At 63.0% G+C, this 17,516-nt stretch carries 20 protein-coding genes; 10 read left to right on the top strand and 10 right to left on the bottom strand.

The genetic code is table 11. The features are described 5' to 3' along the window. The first annotated feature begins 63 nt into the window (after positions 1 to 63). Both trxA and NLY44_RS23550 read left to right on the top strand, forming a co-directional pair. Positions 64 to 387, top strand: a complete 324-nt coding sequence (gene trxA, locus NLY44_RS23555; RefSeq protein ID WP_023672297.1) for a thioredoxin — start codon at positions 64 to 66, stop codon at positions 385 to 387. Between the two features lie 190 nt (positions 388 to 577). After that, positions 578 to 859: a cupin domain-containing protein gene (locus tag NLY44_RS23550; protein ID WP_023681396.1), complete on the top strand. Its 282-nt coding sequence runs from the start codon at positions 578 to 580 to the stop codon at positions 857 to 859. 438 nt (positions 860 to 1,297) lie between these two features. Here NLY44_RS23550 and NLY44_RS23545 read toward each other — a convergent pair whose 3' ends face one another. From NLY44_RS23545 to NLY44_RS23520, 6 genes are all read right to left on the bottom strand, one after another. Next, on the bottom strand, positions 1,298 to 1,717 hold the full coding sequence (locus tag NLY44_RS23545) for a VOC family protein (protein WP_023687435.1): 420 nt from the start codon (positions 1,715 to 1,717) through the stop codon (positions 1,298 to 1,300). Between the two features lie 27 nt (positions 1,718 to 1,744). Beyond that, entirely contained in the window at positions 1,745 to 3,070 is a 1,326-nt protein-coding gene (locus NLY44_RS23540; protein ID WP_023805787.1) for a bifunctional folylpolyglutamate synthase/dihydrofolate synthase, read from the bottom strand. 62 nt (positions 3,071 to 3,132) lie between these two features. Next, positions 3,133 to 4,059 carry an acetyl-CoA carboxylase, carboxyltransferase subunit beta gene (accD, locus tag NLY44_RS23535; RefSeq protein ID WP_023687437.1) on the bottom strand — a complete coding sequence of 309 codons (927 nt, stop codon included), beginning with the start codon at positions 4,057 to 4,059 and terminating at the stop codon, positions 3,133 to 3,135. Positions 4,060 to 4,160: 101 nt separating this feature from the next. Then, positions 4,161 to 5,000: a tryptophan synthase subunit alpha gene (gene trpA / locus NLY44_RS23530; protein ID WP_023693067.1), complete on the bottom strand. Its 840-nt coding sequence runs from the start codon at positions 4,998 to 5,000 to the stop codon at positions 4,161 to 4,163. 2 nt (positions 5,001 to 5,002) lie between these two features. Beyond that, on the bottom strand, positions 5,003 to 6,253 hold the full coding sequence (gene trpB, locus NLY44_RS23525; RefSeq protein WP_023687439.1) for a tryptophan synthase subunit beta: 1,251 nt from the start codon (positions 6,251 to 6,253) through the stop codon (positions 5,003 to 5,005). Between the two features lie 90 nt (positions 6,254 to 6,343). Next, the gene (locus NLY44_RS23520) at positions 6,344 to 7,003 is read right to left on the bottom strand and encodes a phosphoribosylanthranilate isomerase (protein ID WP_023672289.1); all 660 of its coding nucleotides are present in this window, start codon (positions 7,001 to 7,003) and stop codon (positions 6,344 to 6,346) included. 109 nt (positions 7,004 to 7,112) lie between these two features. Here NLY44_RS23520 and NLY44_RS23515 point away from each other — a divergent pair, with 109 nt between their 5' ends. Beyond that, positions 7,113 to 7,331 (top strand): hypothetical protein, encoded by a 219-nt coding sequence (locus tag NLY44_RS23515; protein WP_023672288.1) that lies wholly within the window; start codon positions 7,113 to 7,115, stop codon positions 7,329 to 7,331. A gap of 18 nt (positions 7,332 to 7,349) precedes the next feature. On the opposite strand, the gene NLY44_RS23510 is transcribed toward NLY44_RS23515, so the two are convergent. The 4 genes from NLY44_RS23510 to NLY44_RS23495 form a co-directional block, all read right to left on the bottom strand. Next, positions 7,350 to 8,108, bottom strand: coding sequence for a M48 family metallopeptidase (locus tag NLY44_RS23510; protein ID WP_023702070.1), 759 nt, complete (start codon positions 8,106 to 8,108; stop codon positions 7,350 to 7,352). A gap of 198 nt (positions 8,109 to 8,306) precedes the next feature. Then, positions 8,307 to 8,792, bottom strand: coding sequence for a DUF2852 domain-containing protein (locus NLY44_RS23505; RefSeq protein ID WP_023672286.1), 486 nt, complete (start codon positions 8,790 to 8,792; stop codon positions 8,307 to 8,309). A gap of 117 nt (positions 8,793 to 8,909) precedes the next feature. After that, positions 8,910 to 10,052 carry a benzoate/H(+) symporter BenE family transporter gene (locus NLY44_RS23500; protein WP_023805788.1) on the bottom strand — a complete coding sequence of 381 codons (1,143 nt, stop codon included), beginning with the start codon at positions 10,050 to 10,052 and terminating at the stop codon, positions 8,910 to 8,912. A 6-nt stretch (positions 10,053 to 10,058) separates the two neighbouring features. Further along, entirely contained in the window at positions 10,059 to 10,829 is a 771-nt protein-coding gene (locus tag NLY44_RS23495) for an alpha/beta hydrolase (RefSeq protein WP_023805789.1), read from the bottom strand. Between the two features lie 246 nt (positions 10,830 to 11,075). Between NLY44_RS23495 and infC the strand changes: the two genes are divergently transcribed. From infC to pheT, 7 genes are all read left to right on the top strand, one after another. Next, positions 11,076 to 11,612, top strand: coding sequence for a translation initiation factor IF-3 (gene infC, locus NLY44_RS23490; protein WP_023744911.1), 537 nt, complete (start codon positions 11,076 to 11,078; stop codon positions 11,610 to 11,612). 131 nt (positions 11,613 to 11,743) lie between these two features. Then, a complete protein-coding gene (locus NLY44_RS23485) occupies positions 11,744 to 12,382 on the top strand; it encodes a methyltransferase family protein (RefSeq protein ID WP_023805790.1) in 639 nt (212 codons plus the stop codon). A gap of 184 nt (positions 12,383 to 12,566) precedes the next feature. Continuing rightward, complete coding sequence (gene rpmI, locus NLY44_RS23480; RefSeq protein WP_006201248.1) at positions 12,567 to 12,770, top strand: 50S ribosomal protein L35; 204 nt, start codon at positions 12,567 to 12,569, stop codon at positions 12,768 to 12,770. 39 nt (positions 12,771 to 12,809) lie between these two features. Continuing rightward, positions 12,810 to 13,211 (top strand): 50S ribosomal protein L20, encoded by a 402-nt coding sequence (gene rplT, locus NLY44_RS23475; RefSeq protein WP_023672281.1) that lies wholly within the window; start codon positions 12,810 to 12,812, stop codon positions 13,209 to 13,211. A 295-nt stretch (positions 13,212 to 13,506) separates the two neighbouring features. Beyond that, positions 13,507 to 14,559, top strand: coding sequence for a phenylalanine--tRNA ligase subunit alpha (gene pheS / locus NLY44_RS23470; RefSeq protein WP_032891898.1), 1,053 nt, complete (start codon positions 13,507 to 13,509; stop codon positions 14,557 to 14,559). Beyond that, the gene (locus tag NLY44_RS23465) at positions 14,556 to 15,005 is read left to right on the top strand and encodes a GFA family protein (protein WP_023805791.1); all 450 of its coding nucleotides are present in this window, start codon (positions 14,556 to 14,558) and stop codon (positions 15,003 to 15,005) included. Before pheS ends, NLY44_RS23465 begins: the two co-directional genes overlap by 4 nt. Continuing rightward, on the top strand, positions 15,005 to 17,413 hold the full coding sequence (pheT, locus tag NLY44_RS23460) for a phenylalanine--tRNA ligase subunit beta (protein WP_023805792.1): 2,409 nt from the start codon (positions 15,005 to 15,007) through the stop codon (positions 17,411 to 17,413). The genes NLY44_RS23465 and pheT overlap by 1 nt, the downstream gene beginning before the upstream one ends. Positions 17,414 to 17,516 lie beyond the last annotated feature (103 nt).

Genomic DNA, 17,516 nt, shown 5'->3' with positions numbered 1-17,516 from the left:
GCTTGAAGAAGGGCTGCTCAACCACCACATTTGGTGCGAGATAAATTTCGAAAGGATTTTCGCATGGCCACCGTCAAGGTCGACAAGAGCAATTTCCAGGCGGATGTGCTCAACGCCTCGCAGCCCGTCGTCGTGGATTTCTGGGCCGAATGGTGCGGCCCCTGCAAGATGATCGGTCCGTCGCTGGAAGAGATCGCCAACGAACTCGGCGACAAGATCAAGATCGCCAAGCTGAACATCGACGAGAACCCTGAGCTTGCCGCCCAATTCGGCGTGCGCTCGATCCCGACGCTGATGATCTTCAAGGGCGGCGAAGTCGCCGACATGAAGGTCGGCGCCGCGCCGAAGACCGCGCTGTCGCATTGGATCAATGGCAGCCTCGCCTGAGCTGGCTTTGTTTTGATGCATGTCGTCCTCCCAAAACCGGGACCACTTTTGGGTGACCTGCATTAGTTCCCGAGATCGAAGCCCGGCCCTCGCGCCGGGCTTTTTCTTTGGCGTCATCGCCCGGCCGCCTCTGGCCCTCGCATCGGCGCACTCCATGTCATCTGCTTGAGGCAGGACAGGGAGAAACAGAATGACCGGATCCGCCAAGGCCACCGTCTTCATCGACAATGAGCGCGTCATCGTCACCGAATACCGCTTCCAGCCCGGCGACAACACCGGCTGGCACCGGCATGGCCATGACTACGTCGTGGTGCCGCTGATGGACGGCAAGGTGAAGCTGGTGACCAAGGACGGCGAGAGTTTTGCTGAAATGAAGAAGGGCGCGCCCTACTTCCGCAAGGAAGGCGTCGAGCACGACGTCATCAGCGCCAATGACGGCGAATACGCCTTCATCGAGATCGAGCTGAAATAGGCCTCAGACTGGTGCCGCGGCCGCCGATGTCTATTTAGTTTGAGCCACGGTTTTTTTGGCCTGCCTAGGCTTGCCGGGCTTCCGTCCGGTCGCGGGCTTCAGGACCTGCCCATATCCCTCTATAGCGCCCGTATACACACGATAGAGAAACGTCTCTCGGCTTACGAAATACGCGACACTGGGCTGGCCGGATGCATCATTGGGGCGCGTCGGTCTGTGGGCCACTCGAACAATTGGGTGCGGTGGCTCGATGGCTCCCGGTAACATCACATGATCGCCGACCCGCGGAGCATATTCAAATATCAGCTCCTCCGGCGGGTCGTTGTCGACGGTAACAAGACACTTCACAACCATTCGAGCTTGCCTCCATGCTTCGCCAAGCATATCGGGGCTTCTGCCCGAGGGGCAACCGCCCGATAGATTCCCCGGGCCAAAATACTACCAGTCGGCGATGCGATCCCCGCCGGTGAATTGCGCGCTTTTTGCGGTGTATTCGAACAGCTCGATCTTCACGCCGTTGGGGTCGCGGATCCAGGCCTGAAACGTGTCGTCGCAGGCATGCTTCTTGGCCGTGATATCAATGCCTTTCGACTTGATGTGGGCGATCGCCGCATCGATGTTTTCCACCTCAAGGCAGAAATGGTTGATCTGGTTGAGCTCGCTATGGCTGGTGCCGTCCTTCTGGAACACCTCGACATGGCTGCGATCGCCGCAATTGAGGTAGAAGCCGAACACCTTTCCGTCGCGCAGGAAGTTGAACTGCGTGTCGAGGCCGAGCACGTCGCGGTAGAAGGCCCGCGTCGCTTCCAGATCATGCGCGAAGATGCAGACATGGGCGAGTTGCTTCACCTTGATCATCACCGGCTCCCTCGCGAAAGTGTGGATTCAGGTCGGTGGCGTGCCGTTTTCGGCCAGCACCGCACCGGCGAGATACAGCGAACCACCGATCAGGATGCGCGGCGCCGGGCCGTCCCAGGTGTCGCGCAACAGCATCAGCGCGCTGGCGACGGAGCTGACCGGCTCGGCGGTGAGGCCGGCCTCGGTCGCCCGGATCGCCAGTTCGTCATTCGGCACACCGGCGTCGCTCATGCTCACCGGCACGGTGTAGACATGGCGGACCAGGCCCTTGAAGGCGTGGAAATAGCCGCTCTGGTCCTTGGTGTTGATCATGCCGGCAATCAAAAACAGCGGCCGCGCGTTCTTTTCCTCCTGCTCGGCCAAGGCTTCCGCCACCACCACGCCGGCGCCCGGATTGTGACCGCCATCGAGCCAGATGTCGGCGCCCTTGGGAGCGAGGTCCGCCAGCCGGCCCTGTGCCAATTTCTGCATGCGGCCCGGCCATGCGACGCTCGCCATCGCCTTCTCAGTGGCGCGATGACTGATTTCGAAACCGGCGGCCTTGACGGCGGCAATCGCTGCCGCCGCATTGGCGAACTGGTGGCGCCCGGGCAGGCGCGGTGGCGGCAGGTCCATCAGCCCGTCCTCATCCTGATAGACCATGCGGCCGTTTTCCTCGAAGGCGAGAAAATCCTGGCCGTAGACGAAGGTCGGGCAATCCAGCCGCTCGGCGGTTTCGATCAGCACTTGCAGCGCCGTCTCGCTCTCCTGCGCGCCGATGACCACCGGGCAGCCGCGCTTCATGATGCCGGCCTTTTCGGCGGCGATCAGTTCGACCCGGTCGCCGAGATAGGCTTCGTGATCCATCGACACCGGCATGATCACCGACACCGCCGGCCGGGCAACGACATTGGTGGCGTCGAAGCGGCCGCCAAGGCCGACCTCGATGATGGCGGCGGCAGCCGGATGTTCGGAAAACAGGATGAAGGTGACGGCGGTTAGGATTTCGAAGACGGTGATCTTCTGGCCTTGATTGGCCCGGGCGACGCGGGCGATGGCCTCGGCGAAGGTCTCGTCGTCGACCAGCCGGCCGCCGCCCTCGGCCGCCAGTCGGTAGCGCTCGGCCCAGTTCACCAGATGCGGCGAAGTGTGGACATGGACAAGGTGGCCGCCGGCTTCGAGCAGCGCGCGCGAAAAGGCCGCGCACGAGCCCTTACCGTTGGTGCCGGCGATATGGATGACCGGCGGCAGCCGCTCCTGCGGATTGCCGAGGCGTTCGAGCAGCCTTGTGATGCGGTCGAGCGAAAGGTCGAAGCCTTTCGGATGCAGCGCCATCAGGGCTTCGATTTCACGATCTGCGGCAAGCGTTGTCATGAGCGAATCCTACGCATGCGCGCAGGTGCACGCAATCGCGGTTTGCGGCCAGAAATGTCGCGTCAGGCCTGCGGGCGGGCTTCCGTCGGGATGACCGACGGCGGCAGGATTTCCGGCTCCAGCGGCTTTTGCTCCTGCGGCAGTTTGAGCAGGATTTTCAACAGCCGTGAAATCGTCTCGCGCAGTTCCAGCCGCGACACCACCATGTCGACCATGCCGTGCTCCATCAGATATTCGGAGCGCTGGAAACCGTCCGGCAGTTTCTCCCGGATAGTCTGCTCGATGACGCGCGGGCCGGCGAAGCCGATCAGCGCGCCGGGCTCGGCGATATGCACGTCGCCCAGCATGGCGTAGGAGGCGGTGACGCCGCCGGTGGTCGGGTTGGTCAAGACGACGATGTATGGGAGGCCGGCTTCCTTCAGCCGATCGACGCCGATCGTGGTGCGCGGCAACTGCATCAGCGACAAGATGCCTTCCTGCATACGCGCGCCGCCGGAGGCGGCAAACAGGATCAGCGGCCGCTTGCGCTGCAAGGCGACCTCGAAACCGTGCACAATGGCGTCACCCGCGGCCATGCCGAGCGAGCCGCCCATGAAGGCGAAATCCTGCACCGTCACTACAACCGGCAGGCCCTCGACCGTGCCCAGCGCATTGATGATGGCGTCTTCCAGGCCGGTCTTGGCCTTGGCGTCCTTCAAGCGGTCGGTGTAGCGCTTCTCGTCGCGGAACTTGAGCGGGTCCTGCATGACCTTGGGGTTCTCAAGCTGCTCGTATTTGCCGTCATCGAGGAAGAATTTCAGCCGTTCCTTGGCCGAAATCTTCATGTGATGGCCCGATGACGGGATGACGAACTGGTTGGATTCCAGGTCCTTGTGAAACACCATCTCGCCGGTCTCGGGATCCTTGATCCAGAGATTCTCGGGCATGTCGGTGCGCCGGCCGAGCATCGAATTGATCCTCGGGCGAACGTAATTGGTGATCCAGTTCATCGCTTCGGCTCCTGTCCTGACGAAGAGTTGGCTCGTGCATGTCGCCCAAAAGTGGGAACCGGTTTTGGGATAACGACTTGCACAAGGCCTAAGTAGGGAAACTATTCGGCAGCAGCAAGGCGGGCCGAACGCACGCCCTGAGACAGTCCGCTGACCAGGGTGGCGACGGCCTCGGCCGGGTCGGCGGTCTTCTCGCCCTTCGGTCCCAACACATTGGCGACCGCGTTGACGATCGCGGTGCCGACGACGACGCCATCGGCATTGGCGCCGATAATGCGCGCCTGCTCGGCGGTCTTGACGCCGAAGCCGACGCAGACTGGCAAGTTGGTGTGGCCCTTGATGCGCTTGACCGCGGCGGCAACCTTGCCGGTGTCGGCCAAAGCCGAGCCGGTGATGCCGGTCATCGACACGTAATAGACGAAGCCCGACGTATTCTGCAGCACCTTGGGCAGGCGCTTGTCGTCGGTGGTCGGCGTTGCCAAGCGGATGAAGTTGATGCCGGCCTTCAGCGCAGGGATGCAGAGTTCTTCGTCCATCTCCGGTGGCAGGTCGACGACGATCAGCCCGTCAATGCCGCTGGCGATGGCGTCCTTGAGGAAGCGATCGACACCGTAGATGTAGATCGGGTTGTAGTAGCCCATCAGCACGATCGGCGTTTCATTGTCGGTGGCGCGGAAATCAGCCGCCGTCTTCAGCGTCTTGACCAGCGTCTGGCCACCTTTCAGCGCGCGCAGGCCCGCGGCCTGGATCGCCGGGCCGTCGGCCATCGGATCGGAAAACGGCATGCCCATTTCGATGATGTCGGCGCCGGCCTTCGGCAGCGCCTTCATGATCGACAAAGCGGTGTCATAGTCGGGGTCGCCGCTCATGAAATAGGTAACGAGCGCCGGGCGTCCCTCGGCTTTCAGTTTCGCCATGCGGCGGTCGATGCGGGTCACCATGATCAGATCTCCATGCCCAGCATCGAGGCCACTGTGTGCACATCCTTGTCGCCGCGTCCCGACAGGTTGACGATGACGATCTGGTCCTTGTCCATATCAGGCACGATCTTCACCGCATGCGCGATGGCGTGGGCGGATTCCAGCGCCGGGATGATGCCTTCGACGCGCGTCGTCAGCTTGAAGGCTTCCAGCGCCTCGTCGTCGAGGATCGGCACATATTCGACGCGGCCGGAATCGCGCAGCCAGGAATGTTCGGGGCCGACGCCGGGATAGTCGAGGCCGGCCGAGATCGAATGGCCGTCCATTATCTGGCCATCGGCGTTCTGCAGGAGATAGGTGCGGTTGCCGTGCAGGACGCCTGGCGCGCCGGCATTCATCGAGGCGCAATGCTCGATGCCGTCGAGGCCGCGGCCGCCGGCTTCGATGCCGATGATGCGGACTTGCCTGTCGTCGAGGAAAGGATGGAACAGGCCGATGGCGTTGGAGCCGCCGCCGACAGCCGCGATGATGGTGTCGGGTAGCCGGCCTTCCTGTTCGAGGATCTGGGCGCGCGCCTCGATGCCGATCACCGACTGGAAGTCGCGCACCAGCTCCGGATAGGGATGCGGGCCGGCGGCAGTGCCGATCAGGTAATAAGTGTCCTCGACATTGGTGACCCAGTCGCGCAACGCCTCGTTCATGGCGTCCTTCAGCGTGCCGTGGCCGGCGGTGACCGGCCGCACTTCGGCGCCGAGCAGCTTCATGCGGAAGACGTTGGGGCTTTGGCGGGCGACGTCGGTGGCGCCCATATAGACCACGCAGGGAAAGCCGAAGCGCGCCGCGACTGTGGCCGCCGCCACGCCGTGCTGGCCGGCGCCCGTCTCGGCGATGATGCGCTTCTTGCCCATGCGCTTGGCGAGCAGAATCTGACCGAGGCAATTGTTGATCTTGTGCGAACCGGTGTGGTTCAGGTCCTCGCGCTTGAAATAGACCTTGGCGCCGCCCCCGAGGCCCTTCGCCGAGGAAACCTCACGAAGATGTTTGGTCAGGCCTTCGGCGAAATACAGCTTTGACGGCCGCCCGGCATAGTGGGTCGAGAGGTTGGTCAACTCAGCCTTGAAGTCCGGATCGTTCTTGACCTCGTTCCAGTGCCGCTCGAGGTCGAGGATCAGCGGCATCAGCGTCTCGGCCACGAAGCGGCCCCCGAAGATGCCGAACATGCCCTGTTCGTCGGGTCCCGTGCGGAAGGAATTGGGTGTCGCCGGCTTGTTCATCGCCGATCTCCTGGTCTTGGTTCTGAGCATGTCTTATCGGAAAACCGGTTCCCACTTCTCCGGAACATGCTCGGGTTCGAAAGAAGTGCCTCAGGCAGCGCGGTCGTCGCGCGCGGCCCTGACGGCCCGGAAGAACTGCTCGATCAGCGCCGGATCCTTGACGCCCGGGCCGCTTTCCACCCCCGACGAAATGTCTATCGCGGGCGGATTGGCTGATATCAGGGCGTCGCCGATATTGGCGGCGTTGAGCCCACCGGAAAGCATGTAATCGAGCCCGGCGTCAAGGCCGGCCAGGATGCGCCAGTCAAAGGCGACGCCATTGCCGCCCGGAAGTTGCGAGCCCTTTGGTGGCTTGGCATCGAACATGAAGCGATCGGCAACGCCGATGAACGGCTTTAGCCGCTCGAGATCGGCTACCTCACTGACGGAGAACACCTTCATGACAGGCAGGCCGTAGCGGGCTTTCACCTCGGCCACCCGCTCGGGCGTCTCCGTGCCGTGCAGTTGCAGCATGTCGGGTCGCATCTTTTCGACGATCTCGTCCAGGAAGGCGTCATCGGCATCGACCGTCACGGCAACCGCCAGGGCCTTGCCGATTGCCGCCTGGCGCAGGCGGCCGGCTGCCGCAGGCTCGACATAGCGCGGGCTCCTGGCAAAGAAGATGAAGCCGACATGGCTGGCGCCGCCGGCCAATGCCGCGGCCATTGCATCATCGGTCTTCAATCCGCAGATCTTGATATCGAGCGCCATGGCGCGGGGATTGGCACGAAACCGGCCAAGAGTCGAGAAAAAGCATGCTGTTTGCCGGCAACGCCAAAGGCGCTACCTATTGATGGGAGAAGCAAGGCGGAGCAGACCAATGGCCGACCAGAGCATAGCCGAACTCAGGCAGAAGATCGCGCAAGCGCGCGACGTCATCGCGCATCTGATGCAAAAGGCCGCCTTCGACGGGGCAGAAGCGCACCGGGTCCTGGATTATTTCGGCAGCGATGCGTTCGAGCAGAATTTCCTGCCATGGCCGCGCCATGGCGACGAAGGGCTGCGGCCTGAAGAGCTTAATGCGGCCAATGATGATTGAGCGCGCCGCCGGCGAAGGCTAATCGAACACAATCGCCTGCAATGCCCCACCATTCCGCTTCAGCCAGTCCTTGCAGCGGTCGGTGTCGGGGCAGAGCTGCTCGCACAGTTTCCAGAATTTCGGGCCGTGGTTCATCTCCTTGAGATGCGCCACCTCATGCGCGACCAAGTAGTTTATCACCGGCGTCGGCGCCATCATGATGCGCCATGAGAAGGACAAATTGCCGTCGGAAGTGCAGGAGCCCCAGCGGCTCGACGTGTCCTTGAAGCGGATCGCCTTGGCGCGCTTGCCGATGGCCTCGGTATGCTTGACCACCAGCTTCTCGATGTCCTTCTTGGCCTCGCGCTTGAGGAAATCGGCGATGCGGCGCGGCAAATGTATGCGCTCGCCATGGACGATCAGCAGCGGACCGCGCTCGTCGCGCGACACGGTGACGGTGCCGCGTTTCGACGGTTCGTGGACGATGCGATGCGCGACGCCGCGTATCGGGATCTTGATGCCGGGACGCACCTGAGGCCGGGTCGGGACCTTGGCCAGCCGCTGCTCCAGCCAGTCCTGGTGGCGGTGAAGGAATTTCTCCACCTCGCCGCGGCGCAGGCCCGGCGGCACGGTGATGCGCAGCCCCTGGCCGCCCGAATCAATGCGCAGCGTCAGCCGCCGTGCGCGGGCGCTCTCGACGATCCTGAGCGGCAGTGTGCGGCCGGCAACGACGTGCTCTCGCTCTTCGACAGGCGAGGGTTTTGGTTTGGTCAGGTTGCGGAAAAAGCCGAAGGACATGGCTGAACGATACGCGATTCGAGGAAAACGACCAGAACAAAAAAGAAACGGCGCCGCTCGCGCGACGCCGTCCATCATGCCAAGGCCTGTCTTAGAGCGCCGCGCGTCTCTGACGCGCAAAGGACGCTGTAGCACTCTAATTCGGCGCATGAACCTTTCCGAAAATCGGTTTCGATTTTCGGGGTCATGCGCGCAGCCTCAGTCGTCAAGCAGGTTCGGGCCCTTGCGCTTGGGCGTCGCGGGCTTGGCCGTTTCGGCCGAGCCTGTCTTCGCAGGCGCTGTCGACTTGTTGCGGTTGGCCATGAAGCGGTCGAACTCGTCCTGGTCCTTGGCGCGGCGCAATTCGCGGGCGTACTCATCGAACTCGCTCAGCATCTCATCGAGCTTGCGACGCTCTTCGGCGAGGCGTTCGAGTTCCTTCTCGCGCCAGTCGTCGAAAGCGACATTGCCGGTGCGGGCCGAACCGTGGCCCCAGCGCGCGGCCTTGTCGGAACCGCGACGGCAGCCGGCGAAGATGCCGTCGGTGGCCCGGTTGACGTCGCGCTTGAAGCCGTCAAGCCGGTCGCCCCAGATGATGTAGGCGAGCATGGCGAAGCCAAGCGGCCAGAACACCATGAAGCCGATCACCATCAGCGCGATGGTCGCCGGCGTCCAGGCCGGGCGGATCAATGCGGATGTGTTCATTTTCTCCCATTCCTTCGGTTGGAGACAGCCAAGAGCGGCTGCGTGGATTCGAAATGGGATGAGAAAAACGGCGATTCAAGACAACGTCGGCCAAAACCGGACAAGGTCCTGAAATGATTATCGCTTTTTGACCGCTTCGAGGAAAAGCACGACCAGGCCGGCGACCAAGCCCCAGAAGGCGGCGCCAACGCCGAACAAAGTCAGCCCCGACGCGGTGACAACGAAGGTGACAGTAGCCGCCATGCGCTGGTCCTCGTCCTTGAGCGCGATCGCCAGCGCGTTGGCCAGCGACCCCATCAACGCCAGGCCGGCCACCAGCACGATCAGGCTTTGCGGCAGCACTGCGAAGACCGCCACCAGCGAGGCGCCGAAAACCGCGAAGATCAGATAGGCAAGTGCATAGAAGGGTCCGGTCTTCCAGCGCTCGGCCGGGTCGGGATGGACGTCCGGCCCGGTGCAGATCGCCGCAGAGATCGCGGCCAGATTGGTGGTCGAGCCGCCAAACGGCGCCGACAGCAGCGAGAACAGGCCGGTGACGCCGATCAGCGGGCCGGGTTCGGGGTGATAGCCGGCGGCGCGCAAGACGGCGAGACCCGACAGGTTCTGCGACGCCATGGTGACGAGGTAGAGCGGCAGCGCCAGGCCGATGACAGCTGCGGCGCTGAAATGCGGAGCAATCAGCGTCAGCGTCGACAGTTCCGGCGCCGGCAGTCCGCCGACGCGGCCTGTCAGGAAGGCGGCGATGCCGCCGCCGATCAGCACCGCCAGCACCGACAGCGCCGGGTTGAACAGGCGAATGACGAAGAAGGCCGCGATCAGCGGCAGGATCAGCCAGGGGTCGACCGGAATGGTCTTGACGGCATTGAGCGCGAAGGTGACGACGATGCCGGCCAGCATGCCGGACGCGACCGACGTCGGTATCCTTGATATAAGCTGGGTCAGCGGCTTGAACAGGCCGGTGGCGATCAACATCAAGCCGGTGACGATGAAGGCGCCGACCGCATCGGCCATGGTAAAGCCGCTCGATGCCGCCATCAGCGCCAGGCCTGGTGTCGACCAGGCGGTGATGATGGGCATTTTCGTGCGCCAGGACAGCCACAAGCATTCGATCGCCATCGCCACGCACACTGCCGTCACCCAGCTCGCGGTTTCGGCTTGCGTGGCGCCAACCGCCTTGGCGGCGGCAATGACGACGGCGAGCGTGCCGCCGAAGCCGACGATTGCCGCGACAAAGGCGGATATCGGGATGGAAATGCGCATTCTCGCCTACCCCGCCCGCTGAACCATGTCGCCCACCGCCCTCAGCAGCATGTCGAGATCCTGCGGCCGCGACAGGCGGTGGTCGCCGTCGGGAATGAGCGACAAGGTGACGTCGTCGGCCGGCAGCAGCGAGACCAGCTTCAGCGCATGGCTTGCCGGCACATCGGCATCGGCCAGGCCCTGCAGGATGTGGACGGGGCAATGGGTATCGATCGGCCCGGTCATGACCCGGTTCGCCCTGCCGTCCTCGATCAGCGCGCTTGTGTAGATGTAAGGCTCGGCGGAATAGTCCGAAGGTTCTTCGAAAAAGCCTTTCTCCCGAAGTTCGCGCCTCTGTGCCTCCGTCAGAGCCGGCTCGACCAGCTCGGCGGTGAAATCCGGCGCCGGCGCGAGCAGCACCAGGCCAACCACATTGCTGTCGCCCGCCTTGCGCAGCTCCTGCACCATGCGCAGCGCGATCCAGGCGCCCATCGACGAGCCGACCAGGATTTGCTTGCCCTCGGTGAAATGCCGGAAGGCGGCGAGGCTCTCGCCAAGCCATTTCGAGATAGTACCGTCGGCAAAGGCGCCGCCGGATTCGCCATGGCCGGAATAGTCGTGGCGCAGATATGCGCGGCCTTCCCTGGCCGCCCAATCCGACAGCGTCTGCGCCTTCGTGCCCAGCATGTCGGATTTGTAGCCGCCGAGCCAGACGACGCCGGGCGTTGCGCCCGAGGAATGGCGAACCGCGATATCGATGCCGTCGACATCCAGCAGGGTTGGGGTGGTCGCGGTCATGGCTGTGGATCAATCCTGGTTCTGGGGGCCTGATTGTGGGAGCCTGATTTTACTCGCCGGTCTTTTGACACAGGCACAGGCGAGGCGGAAAGTGCTCGCGACATCCTTTGTTTGGTGCAGGCCTGCGATCAGGGTGATTTTCTGTCAGCGCTGTGCTATTGACTCCGCCCGCGCGCTCACCACATTGGCGCGTCCTGAACATTCTAGATTGAAACCCTGAACGAAACGGCCAAGGAGACCACGACCATTCGCAGACCTTTCAAAGCAGCGGCGCCCACCAAAGATGGCCCGCGCTCCAACCGTGATATCCGGGTGCCCCGGGTCCAGCTGATCGACGCCGATGGCCAGAACCGCGGCGATATTTCCATCAACGACGCATTGCTGCTCGCCGAAGAGGCAGGGCTCGATCTGGTCGAGATCTCGCCCAATGCGGTGCCGCCTGTCGTCAAAATTCTCGATCTCGGCAAATTGAAATACGCCAACCAGAAGAAGGCGGCCGAGGCGCGCAAGAACCAGAAGGTCATCGAGATCAAGGAGATCAAGATGCGCCCGAACATCGACAGCCATGACTACGAAACCAAGATGAAGGCCGTGCGGCGCTTCTTCGAGGAAGGTGACAAGGTCAAGCTGACGCTGCGCTTCCGCGGCCGCGAGATGGCGCATATGGAACTCGGCATGCAGCTCCTGAACAAGGTGCGCGAGGAGACGGCTACCATCGCCAAGGTCGAAGCCGAACCGAAGCTGGAAGGCCGCCAGATGATGATGGTGCTGGCCCCGCGCTAGATCAGTTCGGGCGTTGCGCTCTAAATCCGCCTGAATCCTGTCTCATGGCGTCCCGGCGATCGGCGGGACGCCTATTCTCCTGTCCAGACGCCGCGATCGCCGGCAAGTTTTTCGACGATCGGATTCCCGACATGGCCAATGAAATCAACCCTGCGCCCATCAAGGAGCTGGGCGGCTACCAGCACATGCGCCGCATGGTGCTTGCGGTGCTGGTGGTGGTGCTCTTTGCGGCACTGCTGTTCGGCCAGTCGACCTTCCCGCCCGATACCCCGGTGCATGAAACGATCGAGATGGTCGGCGTGCTGCTGATCTTCCTTGGCGTCGTCGGCCGCTTGTGGTCGACACTCTATATCGGCGGGCGCAAATCCTCCGAAGTGGTCACCGGCGGGCCCTATTCGATCACCCGCAATCCTCTCTACGTGTTCTCGACCGTTGCCGCCGCCGGCGTCGGGGCGCAGATCGGCTCGTTCTCCGGCATCGTCCTGTTTGCGCTTTTGTGCGCCGGCGCCTTCCACATCGTCATCCTGCGGGAAGAGCGGTACCTCAAGGAATTGCTCGGCGCCCCCTACAAGGCTTATCTGGCGCGGGTGCCGCGTTTCTTCCCCCAGCTGTCGCTCTACCAGGAAGGCGACACCGGCAGCTTCAAGCCGCGCCTCTTGCTGACCACCTTGCTCGACGGGCTGGTGTTTCTGGTGGCGTTGCCGGTGTTCGAGACCATCGATGGCGCCCAGCAATCGGGCATACTCCCGGTGCTGTTCAGGCTGCCCTGATCGCGGAGAGAGCGTCGCAGCCGCTCGGGTGTTGCGCGCCAGCCCGCTTTGACGTATAGGACCGCCGTTCCAAGAAAACCGCCCGGCAGGGCATGCCGTGGCGGTTTCATTTGCTTTTCGGGCTTTTGGTCCGCCCGAAGCGAACAAGAAGCGCGATTGTGCGCCACCAATACGGAGTAGCAAAATGCCCAAGATGAAGACCAAATCGGCCGCCAAGAAGCGGTTCAAGATCACAGGTACGGGTAAAGTCCTGTCGGCTGCGGCCGGCAAGCGTCACGGCATGATCAAGCGTTCCAACAAGTTCATTCGAAATGCCCGCGGCACGATGGTTCTGGCTGAACCGGATGGCAAGAAGGTCATCAAGAATTTTCTGCCGAACGGCCTCTGAGCATTCGGTTTCAGGAACAGCGTTTAAGGAGATCATGACATGGCACGCGTAAAAAGAGGCGTCACCTCGCACGCCAAGCACAAGAAGGTCCTGAAAGCCGCGAAAGGCTTCTACGGCCGCCGCAAGAACACCATTCGCATCGCCAAGCAGGCGGTCGAAAAGTCGATGCAGTACGCGTATCGCGACCGCAAGAACCGCAAGCGCTCGTTCCGCGCGCTGTGGATCCAGCGCATCAACGCCGCGACGCACGAGCATGGCCTGACCTATGGCCGCTTCATCGACGGCCTCAACAAGTCCGGTATCGAGATCGATCGCAAGATCCTGTCCGACATGGCCATCCATGAACCGCAGGCGTTCGCCGCACTCGTGGCCAAGGCCAAGGTCGCGCTCGAATATCTGAAGAACACCACCCCGAATGCTTTTGAAAGCGCTGTCGCCTAGAGCATGATGCCAAAAAGTTGCTGACTTTTTGGACAACATCATGCTCAGGGAAATTTAGCGAGGAGCGCGATCTTTCCGAAAGTCTGCAACTTTTCGGGATCGGGCTCCGAGCCCAGCGCTTCCCAGCATTCGCAATTCTGATTGGGGAACCCGCGCTGGCACGGCTGGCGCGGGTTTTTCTTATGGCTGAACTTTCAACTTGAAAGTGACTTTCACCTCAAAGTTGACTCCCAACACAGCGAGTTTGACCGTGAACGACATAGCTACCGGCTTGGATACTCTCGAAAACTCCCTGATGGCCGACGTCGCGTCGGCCGCCGATGAGGCTGCTATCGAAGCCGTGCGCGTCGCGGCTCTCGGCAAAAAGGGGTCGATCTCGGAATTGCTGAAGACACTGGGCGCGATGAGCGCCGAGGAGCGCCAGGTCAAGGGCCCCGCGATCAACGGCCTGAAGAACCGCGTCACCGAAGCGCTGACGACACGCAAGGCCGAGCTGAAGGATGTGGCGGTCACGGCGCGCCTTGCCGCCGAGACGGTCGACGTGACGCTGCCGGTGCGGCAATCGCCGGCCGAGCGCGGCCGCATCCATCCGATCAGCCAGGTCATCGACGAGATCGCGGCGATCTTCGGCGATCTCGGCTTTGCCATCGCAGAAGGTCCCGATGTCGAGAGCGACTATTACAATTTCACCGCGCTGAATTTCCCCGAAGGGCATCCGGCGCGCGAGATGCACGATACCTTCTTTTTCCAGCCGGACGAAAAGGGCGAGCGCAAGCTGTTGCGCACGCACACCTCGCCGGTACAGATCCGCACCATGGAGAAGCAGAAGCCGCCGATCCGCATCGTCATTCCCGGCAAGACCTACCGGCAGGATTCCGACGCTACCCACTCGCCGATGTTCCATCAGGTCGAGGGGCTGGTGATCGACAAATCGGCCAATGTCGCCAACATGAAGTGGGTGCTGGAAGAATTCTGCAAGGCTTTCTTCGAGGTGCCGCAGGTCAAGATGCGCTTCCGGCCGTCCTTCTTCCCGTTCACCGAGCCCAGCCTCGAGGTCGACATCCAGTGCGACCGCTCGCGGCCCGGCGAAGTGCGATTCGGCGAAGGCTCCGACTGGATGGAGATCCTCGGCTGCGGCATGGTCCACCCCAATGTGCTGCGCGCCGGCGGGCTCGATCCCGACGAATATCAGGGCTTTGCCTGGGGCATGGGCATCGACCGCATCGCCATGCTGAAATACGGCATGCCGGACCTGCGCGCCTTCTTCGACGCCGATGTGCGCTGGCTGTCGCATTACGGTTTCAGGCCGCTCGACATGCCGACGCTGTTCGGAGGTCTTTCCGCATGACGGCGCCGCACACGGGTGGCTGCCGCTGCGGCGCGGTACGGTTCGAGGCATCAGTCGAACCGCACCATATCAGCTATTGCCATTGCAGCGATTGCCGGCGCGCCAGCGGCGCGCCGGTGTCGGCCTTTGTCGGCTTCCTGACCGAGCAGGTGGCTTTCACCGGCAAGGCGCTGAAGATGTACGAGAACGGGCCGGTGACGCGCTCGTTCTGCGGCATTTGCGGCTCGCCTATCGCCTATGTCGACGAGCGGCTGGAAGACCACATCTATTTCATGCTGGGCGCCATGGACATGCCGGCCTATTTCCGGCCGACGCACCATGCCTATGTGCGCGAGCAGCTGCCCTTCGTGCATATGCCCGACGACTTGCCGCGCCATTTGAAGACAAGCGTGCCCAGACCCGATGGACAAGGTCCGGGCGGGTACAGACAAAACGGAACACAGTGATGAAACTCACCCTTTCCTGGCTCAAGGATCATCTCGACACCGACGCCACGCTCGACGAGATCGTCGAGAGGCTGACCTCGATCGGCCTCGAAGTCGAGCATGTCGACGACAAGGCCGGCCTGAAGCCGTTCGTCATCGCCAAGGTGCTGACGGCGGTGCAGCATCCCGACGCCGACCGGCTGCGGGTGCTGACCGTCGACACCGGCAATGGCGCAGCCCCTGTCCAGGTGGTGTGCGGTGCGCCGAATGCCCGCGCCGGCCTGATCGGCGCCTTCGCCGCGCCCGGCGCCTATGTGCCCGGTATCGACGTGACGCTGACCGTCGGCAAGATCCGCGGCGTCGAGAGCCATGGCATGATGTGTTCCGAGCGCGAGCTGGAGCTGTCGGATGAGCACAATGGCATTATCGACCTGCCGGCCGATGCGCCTGTCGGCACCAGCTTCGCGGCTTACGCGCATCTCGACGATCCGGTGATCGAGATCAATCTGACGCCGAACCGGCCGGATGCGACCAGCATTTATGGCGTCGCCCGGGACCTGGCGGCAAGCGGGCTTGGCCGGCTCAAGACCGCGCCGGTCGAAGCGGTCCTTGGCAAAGGTGAAACGCCGGTCAAGGTGATCATCGAGGCGCCTGAGCTCTGCCCCGGTTTCGCGCTGCGCCTGGTGAAAGGCGTGAAGAACGGGCCGTCGCCGAAATGGCTGCAGCAAAGGCTGATCGCCATCGGCTTGCGCCCGATCAGCGCGCTGGTCGACATCACCAACTACGTCACCTTCGACCGTGGCCGGCCGCTGCATGTGTTCGATGCCAAGAAGGTCGCCGGCAATCTCGTCGTGCGCCGCGCACGCGACGGCGAGAAGGTGCTGGCGCTTGACGGGCGCGAATACACGCTGACGCCGCAGATGTGCGTGATCGCCGACGACAATGGCGTCGAATCGATCGCCGGTGTCATGGGCGGCGAGCATTCCGGCTGCGACGAGAACACCACGGACGTGCTGATCGAATCCGCTCTTTGGGATCCGATCACCACGGCCCGCACCGGCCGTACGCTCGGCATCATCACCGATGCCCGTTACCGTTTCGAGCGTGGCGTCGACCCGGAATTCATGGTGCCCGGCGTCGAGCTGGCGACAAAGCTGGTGCTGGAGTTCTGCGGCGGAGAGCCGACCGAGACGGAGGTGGTCGGCTATGCCGGCTACAAGCCGAAGATCGTTTCCTTCCCGATCTCGGAAGTGAAGCGGCTGACCGGCATCGAGGTGCCGAAGGCGGAAAGCCTCGACATCCTGACCCGCCTCGGCTTCAAGCCGTCAGGCTCGGGCGACGTCGTCGATGTCGCTGTGCCGTCCTGGCGTCCTGACGTCGACGGCAAGGCCGACCTGGTCGAGGAAGTGATGCGCATCCACGGCGTCGACAACATCGCGCCGCAGCCGCTCGGCTCGCATGACGCGGTCAACTCCAAGATACTGACGACGCTGCAGGTTCGCACCCGCACTGCCAAGCGCTCGCTCGCCGTGCGGGGCATGCTGGAGGTTCTCACCTGGTCGTTCATCCCGGCCAAACACGCCGAACTGTTCGGCGGCGGCCAGACGGCGCTGAAGCTCGCCAATCCGATTGCAGCCGACATGTCCGATATGCGGCCCTCGCTGTTGCCCGGCCTGATCGTCGCCGCGCAGCGCAATGCCGACAAGGGCATCGGCGATGTCGCGCTGTTCGAGGTCTCCGGTACCTATGAGGGCGACGGCCCCGACCAGCAGCGGCGCGTTGCCGCCGGTGTGCGCCGCGGCACCGCCAAGCTCGACGGTTCCGGCCGCAGTTGGGCCGGCAATTCCGGTCCGGTCGGCGTGTTCGACGCCAAAGCCGACGCGATTGCAGCGCTGGAAGCCTGCGGCGCGCCGGTCGACAGGCTGCAGATCGAGCCAGGCGGTCCGGCCTGGTATCATCCCGGCCGCTCCGGCACGATCAAGCTCGGCCCGAAGACAGTGCTCGGCACCTTCGGCGAGTTCCACCCGAAGACGCTGGAGGGGTTGGACGTTTCCGGACCGATCTGCGGTTTCGAGGTCTATATCGACGCCGTGCCCGAGCCGAAGGCCAAGCCGACGAAAACCAAGCCAAAGCTGGAGCTGTCCGCCTTCCAGGCGGTGAAGCGCGACTTTGCTTTCGTCGTCGACAAGACGGTGGAGGCCGGCGCGCTGGTGCGCGCGGCGCTCGCCGCCGACAAGAAGCTGGTCACCGGCGTTTCGGTGTTCGATGTGTTCGAGGGGGCATCTCTCGGGACCGCCAAGAAGTCGGTTGCCATCGAAGTATCTATCCAGCCGGTTGAAAAGACGCTCACCGACGAGGATTTCGAGGCGCTGGCCAAGCGCATCGTCGACAATGTTGGCAAGCAAACGGGCGGCATGCTGAGAACGTAGAGCGGCTAACGCCGCCCTACGTATTTCGACTTCACGCAATTCTTAGGGAAAGCGCGTCTTAGGGAAAGCGCGGCGCGCTTTCCCAGTAAAACCGCTACACACT

The organism is Mesorhizobium sp. C089B, from assembly GCF_030323125.1.
In the GTDB taxonomy this organism is placed as follows: domain Bacteria; phylum Pseudomonadota; class Alphaproteobacteria; order Rhizobiales; family Rhizobiaceae; genus Mesorhizobium.
Note: the sequence above shows the minus strand (reverse complement) of the source record. Positions and strands in the feature narration are given on the sequence as shown.

Bases quoted from the DNA above. Each gene is read 5' to 3' on its own strand.
- NLY44_RS23465 (WP_023805791.1), top strand. From the start codon at position 14,556: ATGACGGCGCCGCACACGGGTGGCTGCCGCTGCGGCGCGGTACGGTTC.
- pheS (WP_032891898.1), top strand. From the start codon at position 13,507: ATGGCCGACGTCGCGTCGGCCGCCGATGAGGCTGCTATCGAAGCCGTG.
- NLY44_RS23550 (WP_023681396.1), top strand. From the start codon at position 578: ATGACCGGATCCGCCAAGGCCACCGTCTTCATCGACAATGAGCGCGTC.
- trxA (WP_023672297.1), top strand. From the start codon at position 64: ATGGCCACCGTCAAGGTCGACAAGAGCAATTTCCAGGCGGATGTGCTC.
- NLY44_RS23520 (WP_023672289.1), bottom strand. From the start codon at position 7,003: ATGGCGCTCGATATCAAGATCTGCGGATTGAAGACCGATGATGCAATG.
- NLY44_RS23545 (WP_023687435.1), bottom strand. From the start codon at position 1,717: ATGATCAAGGTGAAGCAACTCGCCCATGTCTGCATCTTCGCGCATGAT.
- accD (WP_023687437.1), bottom strand. From the start codon at position 4,059: ATGAACTGGATCACCAATTACGTTCGCCCGAGGATCAATTCGATGCTC.
- NLY44_RS23540 (WP_023805787.1), bottom strand. From the start codon at position 3,070: ATGACAACGCTTGCCGCAGATCGTGAAATCGAAGCCCTGATGGCGCTG.
- NLY44_RS23515 (WP_023672288.1), top strand. From the start codon at position 7,113: ATGGCCGACCAGAGCATAGCCGAACTCAGGCAGAAGATCGCGCAAGCG.
- trpA (WP_023693067.1), bottom strand. From the start codon at position 5,000: ATGGTGACCCGCATCGACCGCCGCATGGCGAAACTGAAAGCCGAGGGA.
- rpmI (WP_006201248.1), top strand. From the start codon at position 12,567: ATGCCCAAGATGAAGACCAAATCGGCCGCCAAGAAGCGGTTCAAGATC.
- NLY44_RS23505 (WP_023672286.1), bottom strand. From the start codon at position 8,792: ATGAACACATCCGCATTGATCCGCCCGGCCTGGACGCCGGCGACCATC.
- NLY44_RS23485 (WP_023805790.1), top strand. From the start codon at position 11,744: ATGGCCAATGAAATCAACCCTGCGCCCATCAAGGAGCTGGGCGGCTAC.
- NLY44_RS23495 (WP_023805789.1), bottom strand. From the start codon at position 10,829: ATGACCGCGACCACCCCAACCCTGCTGGATGTCGACGGCATCGATATC.
- NLY44_RS23510 (WP_023702070.1), bottom strand. From the start codon at position 8,108: ATGTCCTTCGGCTTTTTCCGCAACCTGACCAAACCAAAACCCTCGCCT.
- pheT (WP_023805792.1), top strand. From the start codon at position 15,005: ATGAAACTCACCCTTTCCTGGCTCAAGGATCATCTCGACACCGACGCC.
- NLY44_RS23500 (WP_023805788.1), bottom strand. From the start codon at position 10,052: ATGCGCATTTCCATCCCGATATCCGCCTTTGTCGCGGCAATCGTCGGC.
- trpB (WP_023687439.1), bottom strand. From the start codon at position 6,253: ATGAACAAGCCGGCGACACCCAATTCCTTCCGCACGGGACCCGACGAA.
- rplT (WP_023672281.1), top strand. From the start codon at position 12,810: ATGGCACGCGTAAAAAGAGGCGTCACCTCGCACGCCAAGCACAAGAAG.